Below are 25,541 nucleotides of genomic sequence, written 5' to 3' on the forward strand. Positions count from 1 at the left end.
CGCAAATGGTTCGATATCGACCGGAAGTGGAGCCATTCGCGCCATTCGAAGGCGGGACTACCCCAGCAACCCACCCACGACCGACACGGCGTGGGACTCCAGGAGCTCCAGGGCGCCGGGAGCCAGGGGCGTCTGCCAGGACTGATAGGCGCCGCGGTCGTAGGCCTCGCGGGTCGGGAGGTACACGAACCCCGGGCCGTTCGTGAGGTTCATCACCACGATCGGCGTCTGGGGGAACCGCTCCCGCAGGGTCGTCTGCAGCCGCGAGTAGGCCTCGCCCGGATGCCCCACGATCACGGCGTCTCCGAGCCGCCAGGCCCACACCGGATGCGACACGGTCGGCCCCTCGATGTAGCCGTCGCGGAGGTTCCGCGCTCGTCCGAGCCGCTCCTCCCGCGAGCGCGGGTCGATGTCCTTCCACTCCTCGGCGAGCTCTTCCAGGGTGGGCAGGTCGCGCAGCGGCAGCTCGACGGCCGAGACGACTCCCGCTGCCTCGTCGCCGCCGTCCGCCGGGGTTCCGGTCCAGATCGCGAGCGGAGCCCCCGACTCCACGACACCGTCCAGCGTCAGCTCCTCGCCGGGCACCGGCAAGCCGTCCAGCGCCGCGAGCACCGCGTGCCCGAGCGAGCGTCCGTGCCGGTCGGCCACCGCGACGTCGCCCGTGTACTGCTCCCGCGGGGCCAGCTCGCCCGAGGCCCCCTGCACGAACAGGCACGGTGCACCGGTCGCGGCCTCCACGATCTCGCGCATCGCGCCGACGTAGTCCGGCGACACCTCGCGGTTCTGCCAGGCCAGGGTCGTCGGATGGCAGGCGTAGTTGACCAGCGTCGCCCGCAGCTCCCCGTCGATGCTGATACGGCCGATGGTCACCGTGTCGTCGGCGGTGCCTTGGGGGTTGTATCCCACAAGCGCGCGGCCGTCGAGGTCGAGCTCCCGCTCCGCCGCGAGGGTGCAGGTACCCGTGGTCCACTCGATGAGCCCGGGTCGGGCGTTCTCCAGCGCTTCACGCCCAGCCGCGATACCCGCGGCGGATAGCGCCTCCAGGTACCCGGGGATGAGGTCCCCGCCCGGCAGATGCGCGTCCGCGGCGCAGAGCACGGCCCCGGCGTGGGTGTGCGAGAGGGAGAGCATGAGCTGGTCGGGCTCGAGGCCCAGACCGTCGAGGATCGCCCCGCGCACGCCCTGCTCGTCCGCGACCCGGCGCCACCATGTGCCGTCCACGGCGAGCAGCACCCGCGGCCGCTCGTCCGCGGCCACCACGGCGAGCGCGGTCAGCTCGAACGGCCGGTGCGCCCCCTCGGACCGCTCCCAGTCGGCCGGGCCCCAGTTCTTGGCGCGGATGCCGACGGGCGGCGTGATGTCGCGCCGGGCGACGCCGATGCGCGCCCGCGTGCGGGGGATGCGGATGCGGTCTCCGAGGTGCGTCGCCGCTGCGGTGTCGTTCACGCGTGGTCCTCCCTGATGTCCATGATGCCGTCCGTCACGCGCTCGCCAGCACGTCCGCGATGACGACGCGCGGTCCGGCCTCCGGGAGCGCCGTCTCGACGCCGCGTTCGACCGTGTCGCTGTAGAGCAGCGTCGACGGCTCGGCGAATCCGTCCGCCAGCCGCAGTCCTCCGCCGACGAACTGGCTGCCGGTGACCCGGGCGTGGTTGACGCCCGTGCCGATGTCGAGGTGCGCCGCGCCCTTCGGCACCGTGGAGGTCACCCCGCTCACCCGCCAGGTGACGACGCCGGCGCCGGCCGCCCTGCTCAGCAGAGCGCCGTCCGCGCGCTCCGTGGCGAGCTCGACCCCGTCCAGAGCGATGAGCTGATCCCGCACCGCGGTCGCGGTCAGGCGCACGTCGCGCACGGCACCGCCGCGGATGGTGACCTTGGCGGCGCCGACCTCGAAGGGCGCACCCGCCGCCGGGCCGCTGAGGCGGCAGTCCACGAACTCCACAGGCCCGGACCCGCGGGCCTTGACGCCGTCGATCCCGGTGATCGTGCAGTCCACGAAGCGCACGGGAGCCGCGACCGGGGTCTGCACGAGCACCTGGTCCTTCGGCAGCGCGAAGGTGGAGTCCGAGATCACGGTCGGTCGCGACGAGCGCTGCGACCGCTGTCCGATCGCCAGAAGTCCCGCGGTGCACCCGCGCACCTGGGCACCGTCGGCGTTGATGGTCATGGTCGCCTGCGGGTCGAAGGTCGAGCGGCCGATGACCCGCACGTTCTCCAGCGTCAGATCGCTGATCTTGGTGCCGGCGACGAACCAGGAGCAGACGTGGTCGCGCACCGTGATGCGCTTGGCGGCCGTGCCCCACTGCGCCCCGGAGTTGGCGATGTCCATGAGCCCCGAGTTGCCGATGAAGGTGAGGTCGTGCTCGTACTGCCCGTGCGTGGTGAACGGGTTGCCGCCCTGGTCGTCACCGTCGCCGTGACAGTTCTCGACGAGGCAGTACGCGCTGGCGGTGAGGTCGTTCAGGTGCCGGGCGTTCGACGACGTGCAGTCGCTCACTCGTCCGTAGAGGCTGTAGATCTGCTGCGTGAGGTAGCCGGCGCCGCCGTAGAACACCGTCGGCGGGTTCTCCACCGAGCAGCGCTCCGTCGTGAAGTGCGTGTTCCACCGCCGCATGATGACGGGCCACCAGGTGCGGCTCGCGTGCACGTCGGCGACGTCGCAGTGGATCGCGTACTCGAAGGCGATCGGGTGCGAGCCGGTGAGCTCCCGCGAGTCGGGGAAGGAGCCGTCGGTGGGACCGTCGAAGGGCCCGGCGCCGAGGAAGCGCATGTTCGCGATCCGCACACCCGCGACCGGGTCCATCTGCCGCCAGATGAGCTTCCGTCCCTTGTCCAGCGGCCAGCCGTTGAGGTAGTCGATGCGGATGTGCATGCCGTCGATCTGCTGCGTCACCTGCACGAACCGCTGCAGCTCGCGCTCATCCGCCCCTCCTCCGGCGACGGGATCGCACTGCACGGCCCACCAGGAGTCGACGGGGAAGCGGGAGGCATCCGGCACGGCGACCGCATCGGTCAGCTCGGGCCAGGCCTCGGCCAGCGCGTGCTCGACCGTGACGTCCTTCGGCACCCCGCTGAAGAACATCACGGCACCGAACGGGTTGTCGTGGCTGTTCGGCTCGATGCCGTCGGTCGTGATGACGTGTCCGCCGAAGTCGAGCTCGAGATACGACCGGTTGAAGCGATGCCTCCGCTGGAACAGCAGGTCGGTGCTCGCCTCTATCCGGCGGATGCGGGGATCGTTCACCATCGCGGCGAGCGCATCGTCGGCCGCGGTCTCCGGTCCCGTGATGCCGAAGACCCGGAAGTCGACCGTGCCGTCGTGCTGCAGCAGCCAGCGGCTTCCGCGCTTCCCGGCGACGACCGTGCCGCCGTTCGCTTCGATCTGCCCGTCTTCGCTGCCGACGTAGACGAGCAGCCCGGCGTCGCCCGGCGTGCGGTACCCCGCGACGATCGCGACCTCGCCGTCGCGAGCGCGGAGGCGGGAAAGCTCGGCGACGGACTCCGCTCGCGTGAGATCCTTCGCTCCGGCCACGACGGTGGCCGCCTGTGCGGGCGTCGTCGCGGCGAGGGAGCCCGCCGCACCGAGCGCGACCGCACCGAGTCCGGCCATGAGGGCACGGCGACTCGAGGAGCGCACGCTCTCGTCTGCCACCAGCGGAGTCCGTGCGCTCATGACAGCTTCTTCTCGGCCAGCAGCACCTCGGCGGGAACCGTGAAGTCCGTGCGCCGGCTCAGCACGAACGCGATGGTCGCCCCGAGCAGCGTGAGCCCGGCGATCAGCAGCAGCCCCCAGATCGCGGAACCCGTGGTCTCACTGATCCACCCGATCGCGTAGGGGCCGGCGAAACCCGCGAGGTTGCCGACGGAGTTGATGAACGCGAGTCCGGCCGCGGCGGCCGTTCCCGTGAGCACCATGGGCGGCAGGCTCCAGAACAGCGGTGTCGTCGAGAACAGCGCCGACATGCCGACGCACAGGGCGGCGAGCGCGAGCACCGGTGTGCCCTGCGCCGCGACCGCCGCCATGAGCGAGAGCGCGGTGATCGACAGCGTGATGCCGATCTGCAGCGGGATGTTGCCCTGCTTCCTGGCCGCGCGCTCCCACGGCAGCATGACCAGCGCCGCGCACAGGTTCGGCAGCGCGACGAGCCAGCCCGTCGTGGTGTTGGAGAAGTCGCCCATGCTCTTGACGATCGTCGGCAGCCACATGCCCAGTCCGTACGCACCGAACACGACGCCGAAGAACAGCACGATCAGGGTCCACAGGCGCCCGTTGCTGAACACTTCGCGCAGGCGCAGGCGCCCGTGCTTCTGCTCGGTCGCCGCGGTCTCGGCGGCCAGGGTGTCGGTGATCCAGCGCTGCTCCGTCGTGTCGAGCCAGCGCGCGTCCTGCGGGCGATCGGGCAGCCAGAAGAAGACCACGAAGGCAAGGAGAACGGCGGGGATGCCCTGCAGCAGGAAGACCAGCTGCCAGCCGTCGAGCCCCCACATCCCGTGGAGTTCGAGCATCCACCCCGACAGCGGCGCGGCGACCGCGTTCGCGATCGGGTTCGACAGCACGAACACGACCAGCACCTGCGTGCGGTACTGCCGGGGGAACCACAGCGTGAGGTAGAGGAGGACACCGGGGAAGAAGCCGGCCTCGGCGATGCCCAGGATGAACCGGGCGATGGCGAACTGCGTCGCATCCTGCACGAACGCGGTGAGGGCGGCGACGAGCCCCCAGGAGACCATGATGCGGGCGATCCACTTGCGGGCGCCGAACCGCTCGAGCAGAAGGTTGCTCGGCACCTCGAACAGCAGGTAGCCGATGAAGAAGATCCCGGCGGCGAATCCGAAGGCCGCCTCGGTGATCTGCAGCGCTGTCGTCATCTCGAGCTTGGCGAACCCTGCGTTGTTGCGGTCCATGTAGGCCACGAGGTACAGCAGCCCGAGGAAGGGGCCGAGGCGCCAGATCGCCTTCTTCATGGCGGAGGCGCCGACCTCCTCGGGTGTTCGAGTATCGGGGGCGGTTCGGGTCCCGGACATGACAACTCCTTCGTCATCGGTGGATGGGCTTGCTATAGCATCTAGCAATTACGGAGCCGTGTCCACCCATGGACGAAATGCCATAGCATCGATCGAACGATTGCGCGCCCGCTCGACCAGACGGCACCGCGGATCGAGAAGGGCAACCGAATGCGCAGCGTCTCGGATCAGAACATCGCCGAACAGGTGGCAGACGAACTGCGCACGGCCATCCACTCCGGAGAACTCGCGCCCGGCGAACGTCTCGTCGAACGCAAGCTCGCCGACCGGCTCGGGGTCAGCCACATCCCTGTGCGCGAGGCTCTGACCCGCCTCGCGGAAGAGCGCCTCATCACACGGGAACCCCGTCGTGGCGCCCGAGTCGCCGAGCTCACCGCGCAGGACCTGGAGGAGATCTCCAGCCTGCGGATCGTGCTCGAGCAGTTCATGGCCATCCGGGTGCAAGAGCGGTGGAACGAGGAATCCGCTGCGCGGCTCGGCGCGATCATCCAGTCCATGTCCGCTGCGGCGCCCGGTGACATCGCCGAGGTGCTGCGCCAGGACCGCCTCTTTCACGAGACGCTCGCCGACCTCGCCGAGCACCGATTCCTCGACGAGGTGAGCGGCCAGCTGCGCGGTCGCATCACGGGCTTCATCCAGGCAGCCAACTCCGCGCTCGATCCTGCCGAGCAGGAGGAGCATGTACGCAGCCACCAGCAGATCGTCGATGCGATCGCGAGCGGCGACCCCGAACGGGCACGCACCGTGATCGCCGAGCATGTCACCAGAGCCGTGCAGCGCATCACACCCTCCGTCTCGGCCGAGTGAGCCGCGCCATGACCCCGAAGACCATCGTCCTCACCGGAGCCTCCGACGGGATCGGAGCCGCCGCCGCACGACAGCTCGCAGGACCGGCCCACCGCCTCATCCTGGTCGGGCGGTCCGCCGAGAAGACCCGTGCCGTCGCCGAGGAGACCGGCGCCGAATGGTTCACGGCCGACTTCGCCCGCCTCGACGACGTGCGAGCGCTGGCCGGGAAGATCACCGACGCCGTGGGCGACGCCGGCATCGACGTGCTGGCGAACAACGCGGGCGGCATCTTCGGCGACCGCACTCCGACCGTCGACGGGTTCGAGAAGACCATGCAGGTCAACCACCTGGCGCCGTTCCTGCTCACGAACCTGCTGCTTCCCCGGCTGCTGCGGACCGGCGGAGCGGTCATCAACACGTCGAGCATCGCCCATCGCCTGTTCGGGCACCTCGATGTCGACGACCTCGACAACGCCCGCCGGTTCAGTCCGAACAAGGCCTACGGGGATGCGAAGCTCGCCAACGTGTTGTTCGCCAAGAGTCTGCACACGAAGTTCCACGCCGACGGACTGAGCGCCGTCGCTTTCCACCCCGGCACCGTGCAGACCAACTTCGCTTCGGACTCGTCGAGCGTGATGCGGCTGCTCTACCGCACGCCACTCAAACACCTCATGCTCATCGGCGCGGACAAGGGCGGTGCGACGCTGCGCTGGTTCATCGAGGGAACCCCCGACGAGACCTGGTTCTCCGGCGCCTACTACGACGAGCGTGTGCTCACCACGAAGGTGAACCCGCAGGTGGACGACACCGCCCTCGCCGAGGCCCTCTGGCAGCGCAGCGCCGAACTCGTCGCCCTCCCCTAGCCCCACGCCCGGGAAGCCCTCCGCTCCCGTCGCACTTTCTGTCGCTTCACGGGCGTCAGAGCGACAGAAAGTGCGACGGGAGCAGGAGGAATCACGCGCCCGGGGTCAGACCGCGAGGTTGGCGGTGTCCACCACGCGAGGGCCCTCGGCGGGGAAGGCCGTGCGGGTGACACCGGACTCGACGTTGCCGGTGTGCAGCAGCGTGGAAGACGAGCCGAACGCGGCGTCCGCCAGCTCCAGTGCTCCCCCCTCGAAGCGGTTGCCGACCGCACGGTAGTGGTTCGTGCCCTTCGTGACCGAGACATGCGTGGCCGAACCCTCGGCACGGAAGGTGCTGTCGGAAAGCGTCAGATGCAGCTCGCCATCACCGGTGCGTGCGACACCGGCGCCGCCCTTGTTCGCGACGTCCGATCCCGCGATCTCGACCGTCTGGCGCTCGCCCCTGGCTGCCGCGATACGCACGTTGCGGAGGGTCGATCCCTCGAAGCGCAGCCGCTCGGACGACGACACGACAGGCGCCGCATCGTCGGCGGCGGTGAGCGTCGAGCCGCGGAACGTGACTGCGCCCGCACCGGTGATCTTCATGCCGCCCACCCGGTCGAGCACGGTGTCGACGAACGTGACCGGCGTCTTCACCGTGGCGTTGGTGAGCTCCCCCGGGGCCACGAACGTGAAGTGCGAGTCGGCAATGGTCGTCGGCCGCGCCGAGTTGTCCGAGGCCTGCGTGATGATCAGCGTGTCGGATGCCGTGCACCCCCGCAGCTGCGCGCCGTCGGCGTTGATCCACAGCATTCCGGAGCCCGCGAGCGACGGCTTGCCGATCACCTGCACGTCTTCGAGGGTGAGGTCGGTGATGCGCACGCGCGCCACGAACCACGAGCACACGTGCTTGCGCACCGTGATGCGTTTGGCCGCCGAACCCCACGCCGCCCCGGAGTTCGCGAAGGTCATCAGCCCGGAGTTGCCGGTGTACGTGAGGTCGTGCTCGTACTGTCCGTGCGTGACGAACGGGCCCTGGTCGTCGCCGTCGCCATGGCAGTTCTCGACCAGGCAGTAGGCGCTCGCGGTGAAGTCGTTCAGATGGCGGGCGTTCGCGGTGTGACAGTTGGCGACGTAGCCGTAGAGGCAGTAGATCTGCTGCGTCAGGTAGCCCGCTCCACCCCAGGTGACCGAGGTCGGGTTCTTCAGCGTGCAGCTCACGGTCGAGTAGTACGTGTTCCAGCGGCGCTGGATGAGCGGCCAGAACGTGCCGGTGCCGTCGATGTGGTCGACGTCGCAGCGCACCGCGTACTCGAACGCCAAGGGGTGCGAGCCGGTGTACTCGTCTGTGCCCGTGCCGAGGAACTTCAGGTTCGACACCGTCACGTCCTGCACCGGAACGACCCGTCGCCAGGTCATCGTGCGATCCTTGCCGAGCGGCCAACCGTTCTTGTAGTTGATGCGGATGTGCGTGCCGTCGACGATCTGCGTCACCTGCACCAGCCGCTGCAGCTCGCGCTCCCAGCGACCCGAAAGCGCGTTCACCTCGGCCGCGTACCAGTCCCCGACCGCGAAGAACGAGGAGTCGGCGACAGGGAAGATGTCGCCGAGATCGGGCACGACCTCGCCGAGCTTGGCCTCCTGCACGGCATCGGTCACCTCGCCGCGGAAGAACATGACCGCGGCGAACGGGTCGTCCTTCCCGGCGTTCTCGATGCCCACGGTCGTCATGAGGTGGCCCCCGAAGTCGAAGGCGATGTTCGACCGGGAGAATTTGTGGCGGCGCACGAAGTTGAGGTCGGTGTGCGCCTCGATGCGGTGGATGCTCGCATCGTTCACCATGGCGTCGAGGGCGTCGTCGGCATTCACGCTCGCATCCATGATCCCGAACACACGGAAGTCGACGACTCCCTCGTGCACGAGTACCCACGATCCACCCTTGGGGCCCGCGAGCACGGTGCCTCCGTTCGCGGCCGGAGCGTCCTTCTTCACGAAGCGGTACAGCCCGGCACCGCCATCACCCGGCGTCGCGTAGCCGGCGGTGCGGGCGAGGTCGCCGTCCTTGCCCTTCCGGTTCGCGAGCGCCACCGCGGTGCCGCCGTTGGCGACGCTCTTCGAGCCCGAGGAATCCTGGGGCGCCACGGGGCCGGCCGCCTGCGCCGGAGTCTGCGCAGTGACCGCCGCGACGCCGCCGATCGCCGCCGCACCGAACCCCGCGAGCAGCATGCGCCGGCTGCGCAGGGCCGCGGTCTCGTTCCTCTCACGTGCCGACTGGTCCTGCAGGGCAGTGCTCGACTCCAGGGTCGTGCTCATCTTCCGGGTGGTCTTCAACTTCTGGGCCATGCTCATCCTCCTTGCGGCGTCGTCGCCGCGGTCAGGCGTCCGGCTGATTGCCGGGCCGCATCATCCGATCGATCCCCAGTCCCCAGAGCTGCATCCGAGCGGATCGCTCAGAAGTAGTCGCCCGCCGTGAAGTGGCGGATGCCGTCCAGCCGGGCCGCGCGCCGCAGCGGACGGATCATGCCGGTGCGGTCGTCCTGCCGCACCGCCCGCGGCGCGAACGCCCGGAGCGCGGATTCCTCCTCGGGCAGCGCGGGGACGGCGAGCTCACACGACGTCACCCCGGCGCGCGCCCAGTCCACGGCGACGGCGGAGAGCAGTTCGTCGCGCACACGCCCGGAATCCGGGATCACGGCGCTCTCCAGAAGCACGCCGAGGTCCCCTCGGTGCTCGGCGATCAGGTAGCCGAGCACGGTCGACCCCTCGATGCGGCGGTACAGCGTCGCGCCCCGCATCCGCACCTCCGCCATCGCCGCGTCGCGGTCGCTGCGCACCGGGGCGAGGAGGACGCGGCCGGCACGCGAGCGCTCGTAGACATCACGCAGAGAACGGAAGCTTCCGAGCCCGACCGTCTCACGCTCGACGCTCCCCGCCGCGCGTCCCTCGACACCTCCCTCGACGCGTCCCTCGACACTTCCCTCGACTCTGCGGAGCGCGGGATCGTGCCAGGGCCCGGTCAAGGTCCGCGCCATGGAGAAGCTCTCGAACCCGCTGGAGCGGTACACCTCCGGGGTGCCGGTGAAGAGCAGCGCCCATTCGGCGTCGCCCGCCGCATCCAGGGTCGCGGCCACGAGGCGGCGGGCGAGCCCCTGCCCTCTGGCACGCCCGGCGACCGCGACACTGCCGATCGCGTGCACGTCCGCCACACCGCCGTCGTCCTCCCGCAGCCGCTTGGGCAGACCGTAGATGGATCCGCAGACCCCTCGATCGTCTTCGGCCACGAGGGTGTGCGCCAGCCGATCGCCATCGATCAGCCACTGGTCGGGAGCCAGCGGTGGAGTGAACGCGGTCGCCCACAGCGTCGTCAGGTCGGGCTGGTCCTCGGCGCGTGCGGCGCGGATCATCGGGCCGCTCATGCCTGACCTCTCGAGATCTCAGCAGCGTGGATCGTGTTCGCCACGACCGCCCGTGCGCTGGTCCAGGAAGCGACTGTCGCACCCTGCGCGGCGGCATCGAGCAGCGCGCGGATCAGGCCGCGGAATCCGAGCTCCGTGTTCGCGTCGTCGACGTCGAGCGCGAGCGAACGGATGCCATCGGCGGTCACGACCTCCAGCGTGTACGCGTCCGGTCCGGGAGTCCCGGTGACCAGCACCTGCACCGGCACCTCGCGCTGCGCACCGGGAACCCGCAGCAGGCCTTCGATGCCTGCCGCATCCTCCGACACGGTGTTCGATCCCCGCCGCACGCGCGTCCATCCGGATCCCGACACGAGGGTCGCGCCCGGCAGCAGGACGTCGATCATCTCCCAGGCATGCACACCGACCGTCACGGCGGTGCCGCCGCCCTGTCGCGGATCGTCCTGCCAGGAGCGATCGGACGGCCCAGCCCCCGGTTCCCGTCGCACTTCCTGTCGCTCTGCCGCGGTCTTGGCGACAGAAAGTGCGACGGGAGCATCGGATGGGCGGCGGCGGAAGGCCGCGTTGTCGTGCTGGGCATGCACACGGAGCGCGAGCACCTCGAACTCGACGGGGCGGATGGAGGTGGCGAGGGCCGTGAGCGCGGGGGCGAAGCGCAGCACCGAGCTGGTTCCGACCGGGACGGACGATGCCGCGAGCGCACGGTCGAGCTCGGCGAGCTGAGCCGTGGTCGCCGCGATCACCTTGTTCGCGAACACCGGTGCGCGCCCGCTGTCGAGCGCCCGCAGGAAGGGCACGATCTCGTGCGGACGCGGTGTCGCGATGACGAGGTCCGGTCGCAGCACCGCCAGCTGCTCGACCGAGGCCACCGCCGCCCCACCGAACCGCGCCGCGAACTCTCCTGCCGCCGCGGTGTCTGCATCGTGCACTCCGACGACCTCGGCCCCGAGCGCTCGAACGTTGGCGGCGTCGGTGTACGGGTGCGAATGCGCGAGTCCGGCGAAGGCCACACGCAGCGGCGTGCCGCTCATGCCATCGAAGACAGCTGGTCGCGGGTGATGGTGTGCGCGAGGGGGCGGCCAGCGGCGAAGGCCTCGACCTCGTCGACGACGATCCGTCCCTGCCGCAGCCGCCCCTGGTGCGTGCCCGCCGCGCGATGCGGGGTGACCAGCACCCCGGGCAGCGTCCGGAACGGGCTGTCCGCGGCGAAGGGCTCCTCGTCGAACACGTCGATCGCCGCGCTGAGCCGCCCGCGTCGGAGCTCGTCGAGCAGAGCGGTCTCGTCGACGAGCCAGGAGCGCGCGGTGTTGACCAGGCCTGCTCCGTCGCGCATCAGCGCCAGCTCGCGGCGACCGATCATGTGGTGGGTCTCCGGCAGCGTGGGGGCGTGCACGGCGACGATCTGCGCGCGGCGCAGGGCCTCCTCGAGCGGCACGAGCTCGGCGCCGAGAGCAGTGGCCTCGGAAGCGCCGAGCGTCGGGTCGACCAGCAGCGGTTCGGCCCCGAGCGCGCGGATGAGGTCGAGGTAGGCCCGCCCGGTGCGCGAAGCTCCGATCACCGCGATGCGCGTGCCGAGGATCTCGCGCTGCACCCCGACCGTCGCCGCGTCGTACCAGCCGTCGCCGGCGCGCAGGGCGTTGTGCATCTCGGGCACGCGGTGCAGCAGCGCGAGCGTGAAGGTGAGCGACACCTCGGCCACCGGTCGCGCCATCCCCGCGCCGGCCTGCGTCACGACGACGCCGCGGTCGAACAGCTCATCGGTCGCGAAGGGCTTGATCGTGGCCCCGGTGTGCGCGACCAGTTCGAGCTTCGGCAGCGCCGAGAGCACCGCGGCGTCGAAGGGACCGACACCCCAACTGGTGATGACGATCCGTGCATCACGGAGTTCCGCGTCCGCGAGACGGTCGACGCGCACGAAAGCGCCACCGAGACGAGCGGCGACCGCGCCCAGATGCTCGGCGTCCGCGGACGAGAAGAACTCCGCGAAGAGCTCTTCCGAGACGACCGCGACCACGGCCGGTGCGCTCGCCGCGGCGTTCATCGCAGCCAGTCCTCGAGGTTCTCGGCGATGAAGGCGTCGTCGTTCAGAGCCGGGTACGCCCGACGCACGCGGGCGATCTCCTCGGCCTGTCCCGGCGAGAGCCCCTCGGCGGGGTCGAGGCACCAGATCCCCTCGAGCAGCCCCTGCTGACGCAGCATCTCGTGCACGCCCGCGATGACCCCGTGGAAGTCGTTGCCCGGATCGAACACCGCCTGATTCACGTCGACCATGTCGGAGGCGACGAGCCCGAGCTCGCGATAGGCCTCGGCGTCGCCGGCCATCGCTCGCTGCGCACGATCGAGCAGCGCGACCGCCGCCCGGGTGCCGACCGCCCACTGGCCCAGGAGCCCGCCGACGAACCGCAGGGTGCGGGATCCGTCGGGCGAGTCCACGTGGAACTCGGAGAGCAGGTCGGCCACGATGGCGTCGTCGTTGCCGGTGTAGAGCGCGATCTCGTCGGCACGGCCGGACGCAGCCACCCCGCGCACGAGCTCGAGCGTGCGATAGCGGTCGAACGGGGCGGCCTTGACCGCCACCACCGAGGGGATCGCAGCGAACTCGCACCAGAAGTCGCGGTCGAGCACGGGTCCGCCGATCGCGGTCTGCAGGTAGAAGCCGACCAGCGGCAGCACCTCGCCGACCGCGCGGGCACGCTCGAGCAGCGCACGCTCGTCGGCCCCGGCCACACGCGGGCTCACCAGCACGGCGTCGTAGCCGAGCGAACGCGCGAGCTCTGCCTCGGCGACTGCCTGGGCGGTGTCGCCGGCCACCCCGGCGATGCGCACGAGCGTCGCATCGTCGCGGGCGTCCATCTCCTCCGCGGCGAGCGCGAGCACCGGCTCGAAGAGCGCGTGCTCCGGGTCGCGGATCTCGAACTGCGTCGTGTGCACGCCGACGGCCAGGCCACCGGCCCCCGCGTCGAGGTAGTAGCGGGAGAGAGCCCGCTGGCGCCGCTCGTCGAGGGAGCGATCGGCCGTGAGGGCGAGCGGGTGCGCGGGGATCACGGCCCCGCGGGCGAGCGTCGCCGCGGCTTCGGGGCGCAGCGACGGCACGGTCGCGGTGCGTTCGGCAGAACCGGCCATCAGAACTTCCCGTCCCGCACGGCCCACTTGGTCGGCTTGGCGATCATCGGCAGCCCCTTCTCGATCCATTCGGCCTGCATCCCGATCAGCGTCTCGGCGGACACGGCCGGGTAGCCGAACAGGGCCATGCACCGGCGCGCGTCGCTGAGCAGCGCGGTCGACTGGGGCTCGTCCACGACCTCGACCTCGCGGTCGAACAGCGTGCCGAAGCGGCGGGCGATCGACTCGACGCTCAGCAGCTCGGGGCCGGTGAGGTTGATCGTGAACGGTGCCGTCGACGCGTGCACGAGACTGCGCAGCACGACCTCGTTCGCGTAGCCCTGCCAGATCACGTTGACGTTCGCGGTGGCCACCGAGACCGGCTGCCCGGCGTGCACGGCACTGCCGATGTCGGCGAGCACCCCGTAGCGCAGGTCGACCGCGTAGTTCAGGCGGATGATCGCGACCTTGGTGCCGCGCTCCTGAGCCCCGAACTCGAACACGCGCTCACGGCCGAGGCACGACTGCGCGTACTCGCCGATCGGCGCGGGCTGCACCTCTTCGGATGCTCCGCCCGACGACGCCGGCAGGAACGGGTAGACGTTGCCGGTGGAGAGCACCGAGATCGAACTGTCGCGGTAGCGGCGGGCCACGCGGTCGGGCAGGGCGGCGTTGACCTCCCACGCCCAGGAGGCGTTGGTCGCTGCACCGAACTTCGCACCGACCATGAACACCACGTTGGGAGCGTCCGGCAGCGAGGAGAAGTCGTCGTTCTCGATCAGGTCGAACGGGACGACCTTGACACCGGCGGTCTCCAGGCGCTCACGGATCGCGGCATCGCCGAAGCGGGAGACCGCGTAGACCGCGTCGTCCTGTCGGCCGGCAGCATCCATCCCGCGGCGAGCGAGCATGGCCAGTGTGGGGCCCATCTTGCCGCCCGCGCCCAGGATCACGAGGTCGCCCGCCCCGCGCGCGAGGTCGTCGATCAGGGCGGCGCTCGGTGTCGCGAGCGCCTCCTCGAGCTCCGCCTCGGAAGTGAAACTGTGCTGAGTCATGTGGTGCTTTCCCTTCTTCTCAGCCCTTGATGCCCGTACCGGCCACGCCCTCCTGCACGTACCGCTGAGCGATGAGGTACGCGAGGAAGATGGGCAGCAGCGCCACGACCGAACCGGCGAGCATGGTGCTCAACGGAACGTTCTGCTGCTGCAGCGACGAGATGCCGACGGTGAGTGTGAACATCGCGTTGGACTTCGCGATGATGAGCGGCCACAGGAAGTCGTTCCAGTGCCACAGGAAGACGAAGATGCCGAGCGTCGCGAGGATCGGCTTGCACAGCGGCAGCACGATCCGCAGGAAGATGCGGAACTCGCCGGCGCCGTCGATGCGGGCAGCCTCGAACAGCTCGTCGGGGAGCCCCGAGATGAACTGCCGCATCAGGAACACGGCCTGCGCGTTCGCGAGCGAGGGCAGGATCAGGCCCCAGTAGGTGTCGACGCCGCCGAGGTTCGCCATCAGGATGAACGTCGGGATGAGCGTCACGTGGAACGGCACCATCACCATGGCCAGGAACGACCAGAACATCACCTCTTTGCCACGGAAGCGCTTCTTGGCGAAGGCGTAGCCGGCGAGCGCCGACAGGAACAGCACGGCGACGACCGAGACGAGCGAGTAGATGAGGGTGTTGCCGAGCCAGCCGAGGATGTTCTGCCCCGCGAGCACCTGCTCGTAGGCGTCGAAAGAGATGTCCTGGAAGGGCAGCAGCGAACCGGGGAGCTCGACCACCATGCCGGGCTTCAGGCTCAGCACGACCATGGCGTAGAACGGGAAGAAGCTGAGGATGCCGGCCAAGCTCAGCCAGACCCATCGGCCCACGATCCCCCACCCGGTGGGCTGGAGTGCGCGATACGCACGGCGCTGCTTCGGCGACGTCTTCGGGGCCTTCGGGGTCTTGGACGTCTCGGTCGGCGTCGGCGGCTGCATCAGAGCGGTCATTTCTGCTTTCCGATCACCAGGCGCTGGATGAGCGCGACGACGAGGGTCATGACGAACAGGGCCACACCGATCGCGGCCGCATAGCCGTAGTCGAAGTAGCGGAAGCCCTGGTCATAGAGCATGTAGACGAGCGAGTAGCTGGCGTTCGCCGGCCCGCCCTGGGTCATCACGTAGATGACGTCGAACACCTGGAAGGCGGCGGTCGTCTCGATCACCGCGAGGAAGAAGAAGGTGGGCCGCAGCACCGGGAGGATCACGTAGCGGAAGCGCTGCCAGGCGTTCGCGCCGTCCATCAGGGCGGCTTCCTCGAGCTCGCGCGGCACGTCCTGCAGCGCGGCGATGAGGATCATCATCCCGTAGCCGAATCGCGACCAGACGCCGACGACGACGATCGCGGGGATCACCAGCACGGTGCTGCCGAGCCAGGAGCCGCCCAGGCCCAGCGGAGTCATCAGCGCGGACCAGGGGCCGTTGGCGGAGAAGATCCAGACGAAGATCGACCCGGCCAGCACGAGCGAGGTGATGACGGGGAGGAAGAAGATCGAGCGGAAGAAGCGCGCGCCCCGGAAGGCCCGACGCACACCGAGCGCCATGACGGTCGAGAGCACGAGCGCTATCGGCACGGCGAACACCGTATAGATCAGCGTGGTACCCATGGCCCGCCAGAACAGCGGGTCGGCGATCATGCGCTGGAAGTGGTCGAGACCCCGCCAGGAGATCTCGCCGGTGATGTCGTAGTCGAAGAAGCTCAATGCCACACCGGCGATGCTGGGGCCGAAGCGGAAGGCGATGAACAGGAGGAAGGCGGGGAGCACGAACAGGAACGCGATCCGCGCCTCGCGTCGTGCGATCAGCCTCGTCACCCGCCCTGCGGGCTTCTTCGCCGTGGTTGCCGTGGTCATCAGTGCTACCTCACGTGGGGAGAGGGACAGGGTGCGGGGGCATGCGGAGCTCGGGTTCCGCATGCCCCCGGTCGACTACTTCTCGATCGACTACTTCTTGATCAGCTACTTCTTGATCAGAGGCGCCGCAGCCGTCGCGGCATCCTTCAGCGCCGCCTCGGGAGTCTTGTCTCCGAGGAGGGCGGCCTGGATCTCGGGCGCGAGCACGCCCATCAGTGCGCGGGACGACGCGTTGAGCTCGCCCACGGTGGTGTCCGGAACGTACTTCTCGACCTCGCCGAGCAGCGGGTCATCCGCGTACAGCGGCTCGGTGGTGCTGAGCGCCGAGAAGTAGCCGGCTGCCTTGAGGTAGGGCTCGACGACGTCCGCGCCGGTGGCGTATTCGACGAACTTCGCTGCCGCGTCCTGAGCCTTCGAGCCCTTGAGCACCGAAAGCGAGCCGACCGTGCCGTATGCCACGGACTCCTTCTCGGTCAGCGGCGCCAGCACCTTGACGTTCTCCTCGCCCCAGAACGGCACGACCTCGTTGACCGCGTTGTTCCAGGTGCAGGCGACCTTGCCCTGAGCGACCGCGGTCTGCTCGAGCGGCACGTTGGTGGTCAGCGCCTCGGGGTCGAGGGCACCCGCCTCTGCCAGGTCGGTGAGGAAGGTGAGCGCCTGCACGCCCTGCTTGCTGTCGAAGCCGACGTCGCCGTCCTTCGTGTAGACCGCGCCACCGGCCTGCCACAGCAGCGGGTAGTACGTGAGGTTCAGGGTGTTCTCGGCCGATGCCGGGTAGTTCAGGGCGTACATGCCCTTCTCGGTGAACTTCGGCGCCATCGCGGTGATGTCGTCCCAGGTCTCGGGGTACTCCGTGACACCGGCGGCCTCGAAGGCGGCGGCGTTGCAGATGAGCGGCTGGGCGCTGGTGAGGATGGGGGCGCCGAGGATGTCGCCGTCGAGCGTGACCGACTTCTTCACGTTCGGCAGCAGGTCGTCCTGACGCTCCTGGCTCAGCAGGTCGTTGAGCGGAGCGATGGACTTCTGGTACGCCGCGAGCTGGTCGGGGATGAGGTAGACGACGTCGGGACCCTTGCCCGCGGCGATCGCGGTCTGCAGCGCCTCGTCGCGGTTGGCCCACGGGAAGATCTCGTACTTCACGTTGACGTTCTCGTTCTGCTTCTCGAAATCGGCGATCGTCGAGTCCCAGAAGTCCTTGTGCACCGCCTCGTCGGCGATGACCGGGTAGAGCCAGACCGTGATGTCCTGCTCACCCTCTGCGGTGTTGCCTCCGCCGGCCGAACATCCGGCCAACAGGGTGGCGGCCGCGAATCCCGCGACGACGCCGGTGATCTTGCTGACGCGCATGGTGCTCCTTTGCTTATACCGTGCTGAGTACGGTTCATTATGACACTGCGATGGGATAATTCGTCAAGTACAAGTTCGCAGGCCCGTGTTTCAGCGGTGTTTCCGGTTCGAGAACAACAAAGCTTGATCTGAGAATTCGGTGTGCTAATTTGATCGCACCCGACGTTGATCGCAACGAAGCCGGAGAAGAGGGGGCAGCACATGGCCGTGACAGGTCCGCTTTCGATCGTTGCCCGATCCGCGCTGCAGCTGCGTGATTCCGGGCCCGCCACCGTCAACGACCTGTCTCGTTCCCTCGAGATCTCGCGCACTTCCGTCGAGAACGCCGTGACCGCCCTGAGCGACTCGGGTCTGATCGTCGACGCCCCCGCACAGAACGCCGGCGGCGCTGGTCGACCGGCCCGCCGCTACTCGTTCCACGCCGCCGCAGGAACCGTCGTCGGCGTCGACATCGGAGTCGCGAGCGTACGCGTCGTGCTGGCAGACCTGGCCGGACGCGTGATCGCACAGCGCAGCTACCCGGGTGTCGCCGAGCAGCCCGATGGCGCATCCAAGCTGGCTGCCGTGATCGGCGATGTGCGGCAGACGCTCTCCGCGGTCTCGATCCCCGCCTCGAAGGTGCGCGCGGTCGGCGTCTCGCTCCCCGGCATCGTGGACGACACGGGGCGCGTCACCACGTCGGTCGTCATTCCCGAGTGGTCGGGGATCGACATCGGCTCCCAGCTGCGGCAGGCGTTCGGCTGCCCCGTCGCGGTGGACAACGGCGTGCGCCTCGCGGCCGTCGCCGAGCATCATCTCGGCGTCGCGCAACTCGTCGACGACGTCATCTACCTGTCTGTCGGCAACCGCATCGCGATGGGGCTGATCCTCGGCGGACGGCCGCGCCGCGGAATCCACAACGCCGCGGGCGACATCGGCCGCCTCGCCTTCCGGGGACTGAACACCGAGACGGGCCAGATCACATGGCGCACCGCCCCGACCGCCGCCGAGGTCTTCGCGAAGGCGCGCGGCGGTGACGCGGCCGCGCAGCAGGAGCTCGACGGATTCATCGACGAGCTCGCCCATGGCATCGCGACCCTGATCATGACGGTCGACCCGGCCATGATCGTGATCGGCGGCGGACTCTCGGCCGCGCATGAGCAACTGCTCGACCCACTGCGCGCGGCACTGCCCGGCCACCTCGGCCTGCCGTTCCAGGTGCCGATCGCCGAAGCGCGCCTGGGGGCGGAGGCCGCGGCTCACGGAGCGGTCGTGCACGCGTTCCAGCGGCTCGCCGCCGAGATCTACGGCATCGAGGACATGCCGGCTCCGCCGATCATCCCCCTGCGGGTCGCCTCTTCGGAAGCCGCTGACCCGACCGATGAGACAACCGAGGAGAAGCAGTGAGCACGTTGAAGGTCGGACTCATCGGCGCGGGCGGGATCTCCCGCGTGCACGCCGACGCCTGGCGGGCGCTCGGGGCGGAAGGCTACGTCACCTCGCTCGTCGGCGCAGAGGAGATCGCCGCGGAATACGGGTTCGAGCTCGTCGACGATGTCGACACCCTCATCGGTCTGGTCGACATCGTCGACATCGTGACCCCGAGCAGCACGCATGCCGACTTCGCCCTGCGCGCCATCGCCCGCGGCCTCGACGTGATCTGCGAGAAGCCGCTCGCGGAGACCGCCGAGATCGCAGCGACCGTCGCCCGCGCCGCCGAGGAAGCGGGCGTGCGCCTGTTCCCCGCCCATGTCGTCCGGTACATGGGCGAGTACGCACAGATCAAGGCGGGCATCGACGCCGGCCGCATCGGCACGCTCGCGGTGCAGCGCTTCAGTCGCGCCGGCTCCGCCCCGCAGACCCCGTGGTTCTTCTCGGAGCGCGCGGGCGGCGGGATCATCCGCGACCTGATGATCCACGACATCGACCAGGCGGTCTGGTTCGCCGGCCCCGTCGAGTCGGTCTACGCGGTGCAGAACCCGCCGACCATCGACGACCGGGTGCCCGCACCGGTGACGGCGCACGTCGTGCTCACGCATCGCAACGGCGTCATCAGTCACATCCACGGCAGCTGGATCGCCCCGGGCATGCCGTTCCGCACCAGCGTCGAGGTCGCGGGGTCGAAGGGGCGCCTGCGCTACGACAGCGCCGAGGACAACGCGCTGCGCGTCGACGCCGTGCTCCCGGAAGGCGACACCGACTACCTCCCGCCGATGTCTCCGCAGGAGAGCCCGTACTTCGCCGAGATCGCCGACTTCGTGGCCGCGCTGCGCGAGGGGCGCGACGCCAGGGTCGGTCCGGCGGACGGCATCGAGGCCGTCGCCGTGGCCGAGGGCGCGTACGCCTCGATCGCCTCCGGCGGCCCGGTCGCCCTGCCCGTCGCCACCCCTGCACCGTCCGCACGCACGACCGAGGAGGCCACTCGATGACCGCCACCACCCCGCTGCGGATCGCCGTCCTGTCGTTCGCGCACACCCATGCCCTGAGCTACGTGCACGCGCTCAACGCGATGCCGGATGTCGAGCTGATCGCCACCGATCCCGACGGCGCCACGGCCCCCGACGACGCGCCCCGAGGAGCGGCGTTGTCCGCCGAGCTCGGTGTCGCGTACGTCGAGACCTACGACGAGGCCTTCGCCTGGAAGCCCGATGCGGTCGTGATCGCCGCAGAGAACTCCCGACACCGTGCCCTCGTCGAGCGCGCGGCCGCCGCCGGGGTGCACGTGCTGTGCGAGAAGCCCCTGGCCACGACGGTCGAGGATGCGATCGCGATGCGCGAGGCGTGCGAGCGTGCCGGCGTGATCCTGATGGTCGCCTATCCGGTGCGATTCGCCCCGAGCGTGCGGGAGGCGATCGCGGACCTGCGCAGCGGTCGCCTTGGCACGGTGCTGGGCGTCACCGGGATCAACAACGGCAAGCTGCCGCAGGACCGGGCCTGGTTCACCGATCCGGAGCTGGCGGGAGGCGGCGCACTCGTCGACCACGTCGTGCACTGCGCCGACCTGCTCGACGAGCTGCTCGGCGAGCGTGCCCAGTCCGTCCGCGCCGTGTCGAACGGCATCCTGCATGCGGAGCGCGACCTCGAGGTCGAGACCGGCGGCCTGGTGACGATCCAGTACCCGAGTGGGGCCATCGCCACGATCGACTGCTCCTGGAGCTGGCCGATAAGCTCGGCCACCTGGGGCGGACTCACCCTGCAGGTGATCGCCGAGCGCGGCACCGTGACCGTCAGCCCCTTCGCCAAGGGTGTTGCCGGGCACGATGCGCACGGCGAGACGTGGAGCCCTGTGGGCGCCGACCTCGATGCGCTGCTGCTCGACGAGTTCGTGCACGCCGTGCGGGAGGGCCGTCAGCCGCAACCCGACGCCGGCGTCGGCATCCGCACGGTCGAGATCGCCAAGGCCGCCCAGGCTTCGGCGGCTCGCGGCGGCGAGGTCGTCACGCTCGCCTAGCCGCTCGACGCTTCGACCATCGTCCATCAACCCTGGACAAAGGTCGCCATACGGTGTTTACTTGTGCGGGCCGCACGCCCGATCACCCGACTGCGGTCGGGGCGCCGCGAGTCGGCAGATCAGGATCCGCTCTCGACCCGAACGAGAGCGGATCCTGATAGCCGCCGGCCTCAGGCATCGGTCGACGCATCCGGCTGGACCGCCGGGCCTGGCGCCCAGCTTCGAGGAGTATGCTGACCCCTTGGGTCGTTCGGCCCGACGAGTCCCGAAAGGTGGTGATGGCGATGTCCGGTGATAGTTACGACGCCGCCTTCGCTGCGTCGCGACTCCCTGCGCTAGCGCGTTGACCCTCTGGTCCCCTTTCGCACGTCCTTCCCCGCAGCCGTCGGCGGCGTCATCCGCCCCCTGACGAACCGCGCACGGAGTTCTCCGCTGCCGTGCGCCTGCGAGAACGGAGCCGATCATGGCCCTCATCGACAACGGCGTGTACGTCCACGGACGTCGCGTGGAGACCCCCAAGAACCTGGACGAGACCTACCGGATGCTGGACGCTGCCGGAGGCATCGCATGGATCGGTCTGTACCGACCCAGCCCCGAGGAAGTGGCGTCCGTCGCTCGCGAGTTCGACCTGCATCCGCTGGCCGTCGAGGATGCCCTGTCCGGCCACCAGCGGTCGAAGGTGGAGCGCTACGGCGACACCCTGTTCGCGGTCCTGCGCCCCGCCCGGTACCGCGACAAGGAGGAGTCGATCGAGTTCGGAGAGCTGCACCTGTTCGTGGGCCCCGATTTCGTGGTGACGATCCGGCACGCGGAATCGCCGAACCTCGCCGCCGTGCGCGCCCGCATGGAGGCGAACCCCGAGCTGCTCGCGATGGGACCGGAGGCCGTGCTCTACGCGATCCTCGATGAGGTCGTCGACGGGTACGAGCCGATCGTCGCGGGGTTGCTGAACGACATCGACGAGATCGAGGACCAGCTCTTCGGCGACGGCGACGACGACAGCGCGCTCTCCCGCCGCATCTACGAGCTGTCCCGCGAGGTGATCAACTTCCAGCGGGCGGTGCATCCGCTGAACGGCATGCTGGAGTGGCTGCGTCGGGGCTCTGCGAAGTACCGCATCGACGAGGAGCTGCAGCGCTCCCTGCGCGACGTGCTCGACCACACGATCCGTGTCAACGAGAAGATCGACTCGTTCCGGGCGATCCTGGAGAACGCGTTGACCGTGCACTCCGCGCTGGTCGCCCGGCGTCAGACCGAGGCCGGGCTGGCACAGAACGACGAGATCAAGAAGATCTCCTCCTGGGCGGCGATCATCTTCGCGCCGACGCTCGTGGGCACCGTGTACGGGATGAACTTCGACGTGATGCCCGAGCTGCACTGGGCCTTCGGCTACCCGATGGCCATCGGCGCGATGCTCGCCTTCGCGGTCGGCCTGTTCGGGGTCTTCAAGTACAAGAAGTGGCTCTGATACGAGAAGTGGCTCTGACGCAGACGGGAACCCCAAGGGCATTCCTCGGGGTTCCCGTCCTGTGCTGACGCGGTCTTCGGCGATGAACTACATGCCGCTGCCGTCGAAGAAGAGAGCGAGAGCGGGGGCGGTGTCCGCCACTGTGGACAGGTTCGCCAGCAGCAGCAACCCGAGTGCGGGAAGGAGCATCGGGAGTGCGAGTGCACCCGCGAGAAGCACTCGACGCGGTCGCTTGTCGGCCTTGGGCATTCGGGCACGGCGCACCCAGAGAGCCACCGTGGCGGTGATGACCCCGACGATCGCGACGACCAGGCACGTCACCAAGACCGCGTGATAGGCGCGGAAGTCGTTCACGAGGGCTGTCGTCACGGCGTCGGGCGTCCCGGCGGCGAGCTGCGCCGTCACCTGTCGCACCCCGGGGGTGGCCTCCGCGGGAAGGAACGTGAGCACGGAGGACAGCGGGGCGAATGCTCCTTGCACGTTCGCCATCACCACGAGGAGGGCCAGGACCGGAAGACCGACCCCTGCCACGCCGACGGCGCTCCACCCCGCCCTGGCTGCACCGGAACGGGACCGAGCGGCGTGCGACCAGATGCGGACGCCCGCGACGATCAGCGCGGCGAGAAGCGCGACCCCCAGGACCGCCTTCACGATGTGGAACACGGCCCAGAACGTCACCGCCCCCGAGAGCGCCGGCCCGTCCGTGCCGGTGAGCACCCACTGCTCGAATCCTTCGGCGATGCCTGCGCCGAGGTTGGACATGGTCACCTGCCCACCCGACGACCATGCCGCCACCGCGCCGGGTGCGGCCATCACCGCCGCGCCCAGGCCGATCGCGGCCGCACCCCACAGCGCGGTCTGCCGCCGCGACATCGTCGGTTCTGAAGACACTACGGACATGCCTGTCCCTCTCTCGCAAGGAGGCCGAACGCCGGCCCCCTTAGGAGGCTAGGGATCGTCCCCGCCCGCCGGCGTCATCCTCTGTGACCGCTTCGAGGATCCGGGGTCATACGTCAGAACGACATGCGGCCGGAGATCGAATCCCCAGGTTCGCTCGGCGAGGATGAAGTGTGAACTCGTCTGCATCATCGCCTGCCCGCATCCGATGGGTGGGCGCGGCCGTTCTCCTCGTCTTCGCCCTGACCGTGGCACTTTTCACCTGGCAGGAAGGATCGGTGCTCCTCCTCTCTCTTGCTGCGGTCACTCCTGCCGCCGTGGCGACGATGTTCGCGGCACGCTGGCTGGATCGGAAGAATCGGCCGGGGTGGGCATCGACCGTGATCGCGCTCGTCTGGGGTGCGGGTGGCGCCGTGCTGCTGGCCACCTGGGGCGGCTCCTGGCTGGCAGAGGCGGTCGTCTACATCGATGCCCAGGGCACGCTGCGCGAGCGGATTCCCAGCAGCTGGGTCCTCACTCCGCTCGTCGAGGAGACGGCGAAGGCTATCGGTGTCCTCCTCGTGATCCTCGCCGTAGGACGCTCTCGCTTCGGCGGCGTTCTCGGCGGCGCCATGGTCGGCGCCCTCGTCGGTGTCGGCTTCGGGTGGTTCGAAGACGCCGCGGCGATCGCCACGGACATTGCCGCGAACGATCTCGGCTACGGCATCGGCACCTGGATCGTGCGCACGCTGACCTCTCCCACGCACGCCGCCTTCACGATCTGGACCGGTGCGGGAATCGGTCTCGCGATGACGGTGCGCCGCCGATGGGCCCGCCCCCTTGTCGCGATCAGCGGGTTCGCCATCGCCTGCATCGCACACGGCACCGTCAACCACGCGAACCTCGTCGGCGACTCCCCGATGGCCTCGTTCATCACCGCGGTGGCGACGGCCGCCGGGTGGGTGCTGCTGACCGTCGCCATCGCCGTCGCCGCGCGGCTGTGGCTCACCCGCAGGGGCAGCCGGATCGCCTTGGACTCGCCCACCGTCTCCCAGCCGCGGTCCGATTCCATAATCTAAAGTTTTACTCCTGCCCGCTTGACGACAGGAGCTTCCGATCATGAACCGACGCCCGGTCGCGCTCGACGCACCCTCCGCCCGCCGGCGACCTATGAGACGCGCCATCCTGCTCGCCCTCGCCGCGGTCGTGCTCGGTGCTCTCGGCGTCCTCGCCTGGAAGCTGTTCGCTCCCGCTCCGTCAAGCTACGACGCCCTCGACGCGACCGACCGCGAGATGCTGCGCCAGCTGTCCGAGCAGTACGACGTCACGGCCTCGCGCGGGGACGCGGTGTGGACGGACGGCTACCAATACGAGCAACAGCCCATCGTGTTGCTGCGCACGGACGGGGAGAAGAGTCCGATCTGGTCACACGCCTTCCTCGTCAACATGAGCGGTGTCACCGACACCACCGGCATGGCCAAGATCGACGTTCCCGGCGCGACACACCTCGACGATGTGCGGATCAGCGACTCGTTCGGCGCAGGTGATGCCGCGCTCCACCTCCCGGCGAACTTCAGCCCCATCGAGGTCGACGGCCGCGAGGTGCTGGCCTTCAAGTACCACGACGCGATGCTGCAGACCGAGAGCACGACGTCCCAGGGGTTCCAGCGCTTCTCGATGCACGAGAACTTCCACGTCACGAAGCAGGGCATCGACTCCACCGCCGCAGGTGCGTGGCCCTGGGAAGCCGGCGGCCTGATCGAGGACTACCCCCACACGGAGGAGCACTACGAGCTGTTGCGCGTCGAGGCTCGAATCTTCGACCGCGTCGAGAACGAGACCGACCCGCAGGTGCTCTCCGCGCTCGCGACCGACCTCGCGAACGTCAGGATGGCCCGGTACACGACCTGGCCGACCCTGCGCCTGGAGATCGAGCTCGAAGCCATCGAGGGGACGGCGACCTACTTCGAGCGAGCCTTCGACCGCGCGCGGGGCCTGCACCCGAAGGTCTCCACGTTCGCCGATGGACTCGAGCTCTTCATCTCAGACCCCGAACAGAACGTGGTGCTCGAGCGCGACTACGCCTACTTCACCGGAGCACAGCTCGGCCTCCTGCTCGACACCGTCGCACCGGAGTGGCAGCAGAGCATCGAGCCCGCGCCGAGCGGGGAAGCGGCGACCCCCTTCGCGACCTTGCAACGCGCCACCGGGGTGACCGTCGCACCCGACGAGGCAGAGCTCCGGGCCATCGTCGACCGCTACCTCTGAGGCGCTTGTCCTGTCGCGGGCGCACCTCGTCGAGGGTGGCCATGCAGGTCACGGACCCCACATCTGGCGGATGAGGTCCCCTGA

At 69.4% G+C, this 25,541-nt stretch carries 21 protein-coding genes; 8 read left to right on the forward strand and 13 right to left on the reverse strand.

The features are described 5' to 3' along the window. Window positions 1–57 precede the first annotated feature (57 nt). The 3 genes from RN51_RS05240 to RN51_RS05250 are packed head-to-tail and all read right to left on the reverse strand — an operon-like array spanning window position 58 to window position 5,025. Window positions 58–1,446 (reverse strand): hypothetical protein, encoded by a 1,389-nt coding sequence (locus tag RN51_RS05240; protein WP_052674592.1) that lies wholly within the window; start codon window positions 1,444–1,446, stop codon window positions 58–60. A 34-nt stretch (window positions 1,447–1,480) separates the two neighbouring features. Continuing rightward, on the reverse strand, window positions 1,481–3,673 hold the full coding sequence (locus RN51_RS05245; RefSeq protein WP_045262994.1) for a peptidase C14: 2,193 nt from the start codon (window positions 3,671–3,673) through the stop codon (window positions 1,481–1,483). Next, window positions 3,670–5,025 carry an MFS transporter gene (locus RN51_RS05250; RefSeq protein ID WP_045262995.1) on the reverse strand — a complete coding sequence of 452 codons (1,356 nt, stop codon included), beginning with the start codon at window positions 5,023–5,025 and terminating at the stop codon, window positions 3,670–3,672. The genes RN51_RS05245 and RN51_RS05250 overlap by 4 nt, the downstream gene beginning before the upstream one ends. A gap of 150 nt (window positions 5,026–5,175) precedes the next feature. Between RN51_RS05250 and RN51_RS05255 the strand changes: the two genes are divergently transcribed. Both RN51_RS05255 and RN51_RS05260 read left to right on the forward strand, forming a co-directional pair. Then, window positions 5,176–5,832, forward strand: a complete 657-nt coding sequence (locus RN51_RS05255; protein WP_045262996.1) for a GntR family transcriptional regulator — start codon at window positions 5,176–5,178, stop codon at window positions 5,830–5,832. Window positions 5,833–5,840: 8 nt separating this feature from the next. Beyond that, on the forward strand, window positions 5,841–6,677 hold the full coding sequence (locus tag RN51_RS05260; protein WP_045262997.1) for an SDR family NAD(P)-dependent oxidoreductase: 837 nt from the start codon (window positions 5,841–5,843) through the stop codon (window positions 6,675–6,677). A gap of 105 nt (window positions 6,678–6,782) precedes the next feature. Here the strand turns inward: RN51_RS05260 and RN51_RS05265 are convergent, their stop codons facing one another. From RN51_RS05265 to RN51_RS05305, 9 genes are all read right to left on the reverse strand, one after another. Further along, the gene (locus tag RN51_RS05265) at window positions 6,783–8,999 is read right to left on the reverse strand and encodes a peptidase C14 (protein ID WP_231579224.1); all 2,217 of its coding nucleotides are present in this window, start codon (window positions 8,997–8,999) and stop codon (window positions 6,783–6,785) included. Between the two features lie 107 nt (window positions 9,000–9,106). Continuing rightward, complete coding sequence (locus tag RN51_RS05270) at window positions 9,107–10,072, reverse strand: GNAT family N-acetyltransferase (protein WP_045262998.1); 966 nt, start codon at window positions 10,070–10,072, stop codon at window positions 9,107–9,109. Continuing rightward, on the reverse strand, window positions 10,069–11,103 hold the full coding sequence (locus RN51_RS05275; protein ID WP_045262999.1) for a hypothetical protein: 1,035 nt from the start codon (window positions 11,101–11,103) through the stop codon (window positions 10,069–10,071). Before RN51_RS05275 ends, RN51_RS05270 begins: the two co-directional genes overlap by 4 nt. Further along, window positions 11,100–12,113: a hydroxyacid dehydrogenase gene (locus tag RN51_RS05280; protein WP_045263000.1), complete on the reverse strand. Its 1,014-nt coding sequence runs from the start codon at window positions 12,111–12,113 to the stop codon at window positions 11,100–11,102. Before RN51_RS05280 ends, RN51_RS05275 begins: the two co-directional genes overlap by 4 nt. Next, entirely contained in the window at window positions 12,110–13,195 is a 1,086-nt protein-coding gene (locus RN51_RS05285; RefSeq protein WP_045263001.1) for a dihydrodipicolinate synthase family protein, read from the reverse strand. The genes RN51_RS05280 and RN51_RS05285 overlap by 4 nt, the downstream gene beginning before the upstream one ends. After that, entirely contained in the window at window positions 13,195–14,229 is a 1,035-nt protein-coding gene (locus RN51_RS05290; RefSeq protein WP_045263002.1) for an NAD-dependent epimerase/dehydratase family protein, read from the reverse strand. Before RN51_RS05290 ends, RN51_RS05285 begins: the two co-directional genes overlap by 1 nt. Before the next feature lie 19 nt (window positions 14,230–14,248). After that, entirely contained in the window at window positions 14,249–15,166 is a 918-nt protein-coding gene (locus tag RN51_RS05295; RefSeq protein WP_045263003.1) for a carbohydrate ABC transporter permease, read from the reverse strand. Continuing rightward, window positions 15,163–16,068: a carbohydrate ABC transporter permease gene (locus tag RN51_RS05300; RefSeq protein WP_045263004.1), complete on the reverse strand. Its 906-nt coding sequence runs from the start codon at window positions 16,066–16,068 to the stop codon at window positions 15,163–15,165. The genes RN51_RS05295 and RN51_RS05300 overlap by 4 nt, the downstream gene beginning before the upstream one ends. 105 nt (window positions 16,069–16,173) lie before the next feature. Further along, complete coding sequence (locus RN51_RS05305) at window positions 16,174–17,415, reverse strand: ABC transporter substrate-binding protein (RefSeq protein WP_045263005.1); 1,242 nt, start codon at window positions 17,413–17,415, stop codon at window positions 16,174–16,176. A 201-nt stretch (window positions 17,416–17,616) separates the two neighbouring features. Here RN51_RS05305 and RN51_RS05310 point away from each other — a divergent pair, with 201 nt between their 5' ends. The 4 genes from RN51_RS05310 (at window position 17,617) to RN51_RS05325 (ending at window position 22,313) form a co-directional block, all read left to right on the forward strand. Continuing rightward, window positions 17,617–18,801 (forward strand): ROK family transcriptional regulator, encoded by a 1,185-nt coding sequence (locus RN51_RS05310; protein ID WP_045263006.1) that lies wholly within the window; start codon window positions 17,617–17,619, stop codon window positions 18,799–18,801. Beyond that, window positions 18,798–19,823, forward strand: coding sequence for a Gfo/Idh/MocA family protein (locus RN51_RS05315; protein WP_045263007.1), 1,026 nt, complete (start codon window positions 18,798–18,800; stop codon window positions 19,821–19,823). The genes RN51_RS05310 and RN51_RS05315 overlap by 4 nt, the downstream gene beginning before the upstream one ends. After that, complete coding sequence (locus tag RN51_RS05320) at window positions 19,820–20,845, forward strand: Gfo/Idh/MocA family protein (protein WP_045263008.1); 1,026 nt, start codon at window positions 19,820–19,822, stop codon at window positions 20,843–20,845. The genes RN51_RS05315 and RN51_RS05320 overlap by 4 nt, the downstream gene beginning before the upstream one ends. Window positions 20,846–21,308: 463 nt before the next feature. Next, complete coding sequence (locus RN51_RS05325) at window positions 21,309–22,313, forward strand: magnesium and cobalt transport protein CorA (protein ID WP_045263009.1); 1,005 nt, start codon at window positions 21,309–21,311, stop codon at window positions 22,311–22,313. Between the two features lie 87 nt (window positions 22,314–22,400). Here the strand turns inward: RN51_RS05325 and RN51_RS05330 are convergent, their stop codons facing one another. Next, a complete protein-coding gene (locus RN51_RS05330) occupies window positions 22,401–23,213 on the reverse strand; it encodes a hypothetical protein (RefSeq protein WP_156149100.1) in 813 nt (270 codons plus the stop codon). 170 nt (window positions 23,214–23,383) lie between these two features. Here RN51_RS05330 and RN51_RS05335 point away from each other — a divergent pair, with 170 nt between their 5' ends. Together RN51_RS05335 and RN51_RS05345 are read left to right on the forward strand one after the other, a co-directional pair. Then, window positions 23,384–24,268, forward strand: coding sequence for a PrsW family intramembrane metalloprotease (locus tag RN51_RS05335; RefSeq protein WP_156149101.1), 885 nt, complete (start codon window positions 23,384–23,386; stop codon window positions 24,266–24,268). Window positions 24,269–24,308: 40 nt separating this feature from the next. Next, the gene (locus RN51_RS05345) at window positions 24,309–25,457 is read left to right on the forward strand and encodes a hypothetical protein (protein WP_052674594.1); all 1,149 of its coding nucleotides are present in this window, start codon (window positions 24,309–24,311) and stop codon (window positions 25,455–25,457) included. The last annotated feature ends 84 nt before the right edge of the window (window positions 25,458–25,541 follow it).

Origin of the sequence: Microbacterium oxydans (assembly GCF_000956405.1) — a bacterium.
Classification (GTDB): domain Bacteria; phylum Actinomycetota; class Actinomycetes; order Actinomycetales; family Microbacteriaceae; genus Microbacterium; species Microbacterium oxydans_C.

Excerpts from the sequence above, each read along its gene's own strand:
- RN51_RS05245 (WP_045262994.1), bottom strand. The coding sequence starts at position 3,673 with ATGAGCGCACGGACTCCGCTGGTGGCAGACGAGAGCGTGCGCTCCTCG.
- RN51_RS05250 (WP_045262995.1), bottom strand. The coding sequence starts at position 5,025 with ATGTCCGGGACCCGAACCGCCCCCGATACTCGAACACCCGAGGAGGTC.
- RN51_RS05255 (WP_045262996.1), top strand. The coding sequence starts at position 5,176 with ATGCGCAGCGTCTCGGATCAGAACATCGCCGAACAGGTGGCAGACGAA.
- RN51_RS05260 (WP_045262997.1), top strand. The coding sequence starts at position 5,841 with ATGACCCCGAAGACCATCGTCCTCACCGGAGCCTCCGACGGGATCGGA.
- RN51_RS05265 (WP_231579224.1), bottom strand. The coding sequence starts at position 8,999 with ATGGCCCAGAAGTTGAAGACCACCCGGAAGATGAGCACGACCCTGGAG.
- RN51_RS05270 (WP_045262998.1), bottom strand. The coding sequence starts at position 10,072 with ATGAGCGGCCCGATGATCCGCGCCGCACGCGCCGAGGACCAGCCCGAC.
- RN51_RS05275 (WP_045262999.1), bottom strand. The coding sequence starts at position 11,103 with ATGAGCGGCACGCCGCTGCGTGTGGCCTTCGCCGGACTCGCGCATTCG.
- RN51_RS05280 (WP_045263000.1), bottom strand. The coding sequence starts at position 12,113 with ATGAACGCCGCGGCGAGCGCACCGGCCGTGGTCGCGGTCGTCTCGGAA.
- RN51_RS05285 (WP_045263001.1), bottom strand. The coding sequence starts at position 13,195 with ATGGCCGGTTCTGCCGAACGCACCGCGACCGTGCCGTCGCTGCGCCCC.
- RN51_RS05290 (WP_045263002.1), bottom strand. The coding sequence starts at position 14,229 with ATGACTCAGCACAGTTTCACTTCCGAGGCGGAGCTCGAGGAGGCGCTC.
- RN51_RS05295 (WP_045263003.1), bottom strand. The coding sequence starts at position 15,166 with ATGACCGCTCTGATGCAGCCGCCGACGCCGACCGAGACGTCCAAGACC.
- RN51_RS05300 (WP_045263004.1), bottom strand. The coding sequence starts at position 16,068 with ATGACCACGGCAACCACGGCGAAGAAGCCCGCAGGGCGGGTGACGAGG.
- RN51_RS05305 (WP_045263005.1), bottom strand. The coding sequence starts at position 17,415 with ATGCGCGTCAGCAAGATCACCGGCGTCGTCGCGGGATTCGCGGCCGCC.
- RN51_RS05310 (WP_045263006.1), top strand. The coding sequence starts at position 17,617 with ATGGCCGTGACAGGTCCGCTTTCGATCGTTGCCCGATCCGCGCTGCAG.
- RN51_RS05320 (WP_045263008.1), top strand. The coding sequence starts at position 19,820 with ATGACCGCCACCACCCCGCTGCGGATCGCCGTCCTGTCGTTCGCGCAC.
- RN51_RS05325 (WP_045263009.1), top strand. The coding sequence starts at position 21,309 with ATGGCCCTCATCGACAACGGCGTGTACGTCCACGGACGTCGCGTGGAG.
- RN51_RS05330 (WP_156149100.1), bottom strand. The coding sequence starts at position 23,213 with ATGTCCGTAGTGTCTTCAGAACCGACGATGTCGCGGCGGCAGACCGCG.
- RN51_RS05345 (WP_052674594.1), top strand. The coding sequence starts at position 24,309 with ATGAACCGACGCCCGGTCGCGCTCGACGCACCCTCCGCCCGCCGGCGA.